The 7,026-nt window shown below is 63.8% G+C and carries 6 protein-coding genes; 3 read left to right on the forward strand and 3 right to left on the reverse strand.

The features are described 5' to 3' along the window. Positions 1 to 260: 260 nt before the first annotated feature. The gene (locus NKK51_RS29150) at positions 261 to 2,135 is read left to right on the forward strand and encodes a DEAD/DEAH box helicase (protein ID WP_352555603.1); all 1,875 of its coding nucleotides are present in this window, start codon (positions 261 to 263) and stop codon (positions 2,133 to 2,135) included. A gap of 98 nt (positions 2,136 to 2,233) precedes the next feature. Here the strand turns inward: NKK51_RS29150 and NKK51_RS29155 are convergent, their stop codons facing one another. Beyond that, complete coding sequence (locus tag NKK51_RS29155; protein ID WP_352555605.1) at positions 2,234 to 3,649, reverse strand: glycosyltransferase; 1,416 nt, start codon at positions 3,647 to 3,649, stop codon at positions 2,234 to 2,236. Positions 3,650 to 3,783: 134 nt separating this feature from the next. On the opposite strand from NKK51_RS29155, the gene NKK51_RS29160 reads away from it, so the two are divergent. Together NKK51_RS29160 and NKK51_RS29165 are read left to right on the forward strand one after the other, a co-directional pair. Further along, entirely contained in the window at positions 3,784 to 4,494 is a 711-nt protein-coding gene (locus NKK51_RS29160; RefSeq protein ID WP_023814443.1) for a DUF805 domain-containing protein, read from the forward strand. Between the two features lie 63 nt (positions 4,495 to 4,557). Further along, a complete protein-coding gene (locus NKK51_RS29165) occupies positions 4,558 to 5,220 on the forward strand; it encodes a DUF805 domain-containing protein (RefSeq protein WP_023814442.1) in 663 nt (220 codons plus the stop codon). Here the strand turns inward: NKK51_RS29165 and NKK51_RS29170 are convergent. Both NKK51_RS29170 and leuB read right to left on the reverse strand, forming a co-directional pair. Further along, positions 5,217 to 5,693, reverse strand: a complete 477-nt coding sequence (locus NKK51_RS29170; RefSeq protein WP_352555607.1) for a GNAT family N-acetyltransferase — start codon at positions 5,691 to 5,693, stop codon at positions 5,217 to 5,219. The two genes, NKK51_RS29165 and NKK51_RS29170, sit on opposite strands and share 4 nt — an antisense overlap. 4 nt (positions 5,694 to 5,697) lie before the next feature. Then, positions 5,698 to 6,801 carry a 3-isopropylmalate dehydrogenase gene (gene leuB, locus NKK51_RS29175; protein ID WP_352555609.1) on the reverse strand — a complete coding sequence of 368 codons (1,104 nt, stop codon included), beginning with the start codon at positions 6,799 to 6,801 and terminating at the stop codon, positions 5,698 to 5,700. Positions 6,802 to 7,026: the final 225 nt, after the last annotated feature.

The following is a 7,026-nucleotide window of genomic DNA, read 5'->3' on the forward strand; positions in this document are numbered from 1 at the left end:
ATGATGTGCATTGAGGCTGGGGGCATCGAATGCAAGAAGAGCCATCAAAAGGCCGCGCATCGAAAAAACGATCCCGTTCAAAGCGGGCTTTTACGCGGTTTGCGTCAAGAGTCAATTGCGATGAGCGTCCTGTTGCCCTGTACAATCGCGGCGGCACGAAGTACGAACGGCATGACCATCCGGCTCATGGAGCGTCCCGACGCCCGCCGAAGACAGGCCCATTGCTGGGCATATAAGAATCCGAATTCCGAAAGAGTAAGATGTCCAACTTCGATGCACTCGTTCCCGCGCTGGCAAGGGCGCTGGAAAAACGCGGCTATTCCGAGCTGACGCCCGTCCAGAAGGCGGTTGTGGCGCCGGAACTCGGCGAGGCCGATGCGCTGGTTTCGGCGCAGACAGGCTCCGGCAAGACGGTGGCCTTCGGCCTCGCTCTGGCGCCGACCCTGCTTGAGGGCGCGGAGCGCTTTGGCCACGCCGCCGCACCGCTGGCGCTGGCGGTGGCGCCGACGCGCGAACTCGCCTTGCAGGTGACGCGCGAGCTGGAATGGCTCTACGAACTGACCGGCGCCACCGTGGCGTCCTGCGTCGGCGGCATGGACATGCGCTCGGAGCGGCGTGTGCTGGAGCGCGGCGCCCATATCGTCGTCGGCACGCCCGGCCGGCTGCGCGACCACATCACCCGGCGCTCGCTCGACATGTCGGCGCTGAAGGCGGTGGTGCTCGACGAGGCCGACGAGATGCTCGATCTGGGCTTTCGCGAAGACCTCGAATTCATCCTCGACGCCGCTCCTGCCGAACGCCGGACGCTGATGTTCTCGGCCACGGTGCCGCGCTCGATCGCCACGCTCGCGCAGGGCTATCAGCGCGATGCGGTGCGCATCTCGGCCGCCGGCGAGGAGAAGCAGCATCTCGACATCGAATACCGGGCGCTGAGCGTCGCCCAGCCCGACCGGGAAAACGCCATCATCAACGTTCTGCGCTATTACGAAGCCAAGAACGCGCTGGTGTTCTGCAACACGCGTGCCGCCGTCAATCATCTGACCGCGCGCTTCAACAACCGCAACTTCTCCGTCGTCGCCCTCTCCGGCGAACTCAGCCAGAACGAGCGCAGCCATGCGCTGCAGGCAATGCGCGACGGCCGCGCAAAAGTCTGCATCGCCACCGATGTCGCGGCGCGCGGCATCGACCTGCCCAACCTCGAACTGGTCATCCACGCCGACCTGCCGACCAACCCGGAAACGCTGCTGCACCGCAGCGGCCGCACCGGCCGCGCCGGGCGCAAGGGCGTCAGCGCGCTGATCGTGCCCAACAGTGCCCGCAAGCGCACCGAGCGGCTGTTGCAGAACGCCGGCCTCAAGGCGACATGGGCGAGCCCGCCCTCGGCCGACGACGTGATGCGGCGCGACGACGAGCGCATCCTGGCCGATCCGGTTTTCGACGAGCCGGTGAAGGACGACGAACGCGGTTTCATCGACGCGCTGCTCGCAAGACATGGCGCCGAGCAAGTGGCTGCCGCCTTCGTGCGCCAGTGCCGCGCCAGCCGCTCGGCCCCCGAGGACCTCATGGAGATCGCGCCCTTCACGCCGTCGCGTGAAAGACCGGCAGGCGAAGGTTTCGCGCGCCGCGACGAGGCGCCCAGCCGTCGCGACGATTTCGGTGACAGCGTCTGGTTCTCGTTGTCGATCGGGCGCCGGCAGAATGCCGAGCCGCGCTGGCTCATCCCGATGCTGTGCCGCACCGGCAGCATCTCGAAGCGCGAGATCGGCGCCATCAAGATGCAGCCGGAAGAGACCTACGTGCAGATATCAGCCGACTGGGCCGACCGCTTCCTGGCCGCGATCGATCCCGATCGCAAGCTGCAAGGCAACATCCTGGTGAAGCGGCTCGAGGGCACGCCCGATCTGTCGCGCGCCGGCTACCAGCCGCCAAGCCCCGACAAGAAACCGCATCGCGGCAAGGCGCCATTCGACCCCAACGCGCCGAAGCGCAAATTCGAAAAACGTGCACCGGCAGCAGTCGATCAGCGCCCGGCCACCGCGCATGAGGCAAAGCCATGGGCGAAGAAGCCGGGCAAGCCGAAATTCGACACCACCGGCGCGCCCAAGCACAAGAAGGCGAAGAAGCGGCCCACCTAGAGCATTTCACCGTTTCACGGAAACGGCGATCTGCTCTAACTCTTTGTTTTGACGCAATTCTAGACGGAAAACCGCGTCACACCTTTCCTAGAATTGCTCTAGGACTTCGGCCGGAGGGACGCGCTTGCCTGCAGGCCAGCCTTGATGGCAGCCCAGCTGGCCGATGCCGGCGTCGGGCGATGCTGCTTTGCGATGCGTTCCGTCAGCGATGAGCGCCAGTCCGGGTCTTCCGCCATCCTGCGGATCGCAGCGTACCAGCCGGCCTGGTCATTGGAATCGATCGCCGGCATCAGCCCGCCGCTCGCCTCGATCAGCGACGGCGCGGTCGAGACGATGACGGGAACGCCGAAATCGAGACATTCCGAGGCGCCATAGCCCCAGCCCTCGATATGCGAGGGAAAGACGCCGAAGGAAGCGCTGCGATAATATCGGATGAGTTCCTCATCGCTGATCGCTCCGGTGAACGTAACCCGCTCGAGCAGTCTCGGATGGGCCTTGAGATAGGCGCGCAGCGGATCGATCATCCAGCCCCAGCGCCCGGCGCAGACGAGCCTCGGCAGCTTGACGCCCTCGTCGAGCGCCTGCTGCCATATCCGTGCCAGCAGGATGTGGTTCTTGCGCACTTCGATGGTCGAGCAATAGAGCACGAACGGCTCGTCGGCCTCGATGCGCGAAGTCTCGCCCATGCGCGAAGCCGTTTCGTACAGGATGGACGGCATCGGAAACCGATATACCACCGGCTGCGTGACGCCTGCCTGTTGCATATGATCGGTCAGCGTCGCACCAACTTCGTCGGATGCACAAAATGCCGGCGCGCCGGAACGCACGAGGTGCTCGAGATATGACCCGTAGCGAGCCTCGCCAGGGCTCATACCAACCATGTCGGGGCGCAGTGTCGGGATGAGGTCGTGGCAAAGAAACGCAAGGCCACCGGCGCGCCCGGAGACGGCGGCTCGGTCGTCCCCGGTCAGAATGTGATGGCTGATCAGGACAAAGCCGCGTTCAGTCTCGTCCGGTTGGCTTGGAACCTGACGCGGGGCCGACCGGGTCCGCGCCCGCTGGTACAGCCGATAGGCCCGGATCAGCAGCCTGGTCGCCTGATAGGCAATCCCTTTGCGGCCATGGGTCACCGTCTTTGCAAGATGGCGGTCGGCGTCGCGCTTGCCCCATGGCTGCTGCCTCACCGCTTCGAGGGCCTGCGACATCGCCGTGCGTCTCCCAGGCCTTCGTTTGAGGCGCCAGGGTGAAATCTCGCCCGTCGCGACATGGTCCTGCTCGAAAGGAGCGAGGGGGCGAAACCGGCCTTCCCACGGTCGGAACGCCACCACCTCCACGCAAGGGTCGGGATCGGCCAGGGCTGCGCTGACGAGAAAGCTTTCCACCCGCGGGATGCCGACAAGTCCCTGGCCGGACGGCCAGAACGTCAGGCCGGTGGCGTCGATGGCCAGCCTGGGAGGTCTTCTTTCCCCTCCATCTTCATTTACGGTTTTACTGTCAGGACTCTCGACTGTCATGTCTGCTTCTGTCGAAGGCGGTTGCACTCGATGCCTTATGCTTCATTTGCCGCGAAGAGGGTAGCCATGCTGGCTTGCCCATCGGCACGGCCCTGTGCCACCTTCGGCTAGGACGTGGCGAGCGGGGGTGGCAAATGCGCGGCGAAGTGCTTCACTATGACGAGGTCCAGGGCTTCGGCTTCATCACCGGCGCCGACGGCAGCCAATACACCTTCACCCGAGAAAACCTGCGCCGTGAAACTGCCATGCGGAAGGGCGCGTCCGTCGAGTTTCAGGCGGGCGGCGGCCAGGCTCACGACGTCTTTTCGATTGCCGCCCAGACCGCTACTTCGGCCACTGACGCCGGCACGAACCCCGCACCGACTCAAGCCGGCAGCAAGGCCGCGGCAACCCCGCCCCCGGCACAGCATTTCGGCCGCTCCTCCGAGCCGGCCGAACCCAGCGATCTCTGGGGCTATTTCTGGCGCGGCGTGACGCAGAACTACTTCAATTTCGCCGGCCGCGCCCGCCGCAAGGAATATTGGGGCTACTGCCTGTTCTGGACGGTTTGCCTGCTGATCATCGGCGGCATCGGCCTGTACACCGATATGGATATGGGCGGTTTCGACAGTGATATTTCGGGCGCGATAACGGTCGGGCTGTGCGGCACGTTCCTGCTGGCGACACTGCTCCCTAGCCTCGGCATGATCGTGCGCCGGCTCCACGACATCGGCCTGTCAGGCTGGCTCAGCCTGCTGATCCTGATCCCGACCATCGGCAGCCTGATCATCCTGGTCTTCGCGCTGATCCCGACGCAGGCCCGGGAAAACCAGTGGGGGCCGGTGCCGGCGGGTGTCAGGATTTAGCCGCGACGTGTATTGCAATCACAAACAACCCTGGGTAGTATTTGCGCAACGCGGGGGAGAAACATGCGTGGCACGATATTCCACTACGATCAGGATCAGGACTACGGCTACATCGACGGAATCGACAGCAAGCGTTATATCTTTGCCCGTGACGATGTGAGCCATGAAGTGACCCTCGCCAGGGGCACCCTTGTCGAGTTTCAACCGGATGACGGTACGGCGCACGATATAGTCGCCGTCACCCCGACAGCGCCATCGCCAAGCACGGGCCAGCCACGCCGTTCGGCCGAGAGCAGGCCCGCCTATTCCATGGGTCTGTGGGCTTACTTCTGGCGCGCGATAATTGCGGACTATAGCAATTTCAAAGGTCGCGCCCGCCGCAAGGAATTCTGGGCCTTCTGGCTATTCTACACCCTCGGGATATTGGCGCTTCTAGGCTTCGGAATACTCGTTGACCTAGCGTTCAATGGCTTCAAAACCAATGCGGACAGGACGACGATGAGGGCCATAGGGCTCATACCCTTCCTGGTTTTCTTTTCGGGATTGATCCTGCCGTCGATTGCCCTCGTCGTGCGGCGTGTGCATGACGCGGGTCTGAGCGGCTGGTTTGCACTGCTGGGCTTCATCACTCCCATTGGCAGCATTGCCTTGCTGGTCTTCGGACTTCTGCCGTCCCAGGTGGGCGAAAATCCTTGGGGACCAGTGCCGGCAGGCGTCAGGATCTAGCCGCTTTTCAACGCCTCACCCGAAAGTCTGAGAAAGACCTTCTGGCCGTGGCGTTCGGCGCCAAGCCGGTCGTAGAAGGGCAGCGCGCCTTCGTTCCAGTCCTCGGTGGTCAGGTCGATGCGGCCGATGCCTTCGCGCAGGCAATGATCGGCGAGAAAGCCGATCATTGCTCGGCCGACGCCGGCGTTGCGGGCTTTGTCGCGCACGAACAAATCCTTGAGGAACAGCAGCCGCTCAAGATCGATGCCGGGATGCGCGATCGCCACCGACGCCAGGCCGCTGACCTCGCCCTCGACGAAGGCGAGCGCGAAATGCGGATAGGCCGGGCTTTCCTCGCCAAGCCATTTTCGTGCGGCAGACACGGCCCGGCCGGCATCGAGAGGTGGCTGCCGGTAGTGAACCGCCATCTCGCACAATATGGCCGCGAGCGCCGTCGCGTCCTCGATCGTCGCCCAGCGGACGTCGACCGTCACGATATCAGCCCAGGAATTTGGCGATGATCGCGTCGCCCATCTGAACCGTACCGACCTCGGTCATGCCATCGGACATGATGTCTTTCGTCCGCAGGCCCGCGTCGAGCACGGCGGCGATCGCGCCTTCGACGCGGTCGGCTTCATCGACCATGCCGAAGGAATAGCGCAGGCACATGGCGAAGGAAGCGATCATGGCGATCGGGTTGGCGATGCCCTTGCCGGCAATGTCGGGCGCCGAGCCGTGCACCGGTTCGTAGAGTGCCTTGCGCTTCTTGGTTTTCACATCAGGCGCGCCGAGCGAGGCCGACGGCAGCATGCCGATCGAGCCGGTCAGCATGGCGGCGATGTCGGACAGCATGTCGCCGAACAGATTGTCGGTGACAATGACGTCGAACTGTTTTGGCCAGCGCACCAGCTGCATGCCGCCGGCATCGGCCAGCATGTGGTCGAGCTTGACGTCGGAATAGCGTGCCTTGTGGGTCTGGGTGACGACCTCGTTCCACAACACGCCCGACTTCATCACATTGCGCTTTTCCATCGAGGTGACGTGGTTCTTGCGCGTGCGTGCCAGTTCGAAAGCGACGCCCGAAATGCGCTCGATCTCGAACGTGTCGTAGACCTGCGTGTCGATGCCGCGCTTCTGGCCGTTGCCGAGATCGATGATCTGCTTGGGCTCGCCGAAATAGACGCCACCGGTCAGCTCGCGCACGATCAGGATGTCGAGACCCTCGACCACCTCCTGCTTGAGCGAGGAGGACGCCGCCAGCGCCGGGTAGCAGATGGCCGGGCGCAGATTGGCAAACAGCTCCATGTCCTTGCGCAGCCGCAGCAGGCCGGCCTCAGGGCGCACCTCATAGGGCACCGTATCCCATTTCGGACCGCCGACGGCGCCGAACAGCACTGCGTCGGCTGCCATCGCCTTTTCCATGTCGGCATCGGAGATCGCCGCGCCATGCGCGTCATAGGCGCAGCCGCCGACCAGCCCCTCATCGGTGGCAAAACCGCTGCCGAGCTTGTCGTTCATGACCGCGATCAGTTTCTTGACCTCGGCCATGGCCTCCGGACCGATGCCGTCGCCGGGGAGCAGGAAAAGATGCTTCGTTGCCATGGAGAACCGTCCTGGAAAGATTTGAACCGCGGCCTTGCTAAACGCCAAGCCGGTTGTGCGCAAGGGGACGAGCGCCGAGATCCTTCACACCCCCCTCTGGCCTGCCGGCCATCTCCCCTCAAGGGCCTGTTGCAAAATTGTGTGGATGTGATTCCCTGTTTTTGAAACAGGGATCTTGCGATGACGACGAAGCCGAGCGGTCAGTTCAGTTTTGTGGAGGCTCTG

The sequence above is a fragment of the Mesorhizobium sp. M0011 genome (assembly GCF_040324155.1).
Lineage (GTDB): Bacteria > Pseudomonadota > Alphaproteobacteria > Rhizobiales > Rhizobiaceae > Mesorhizobium.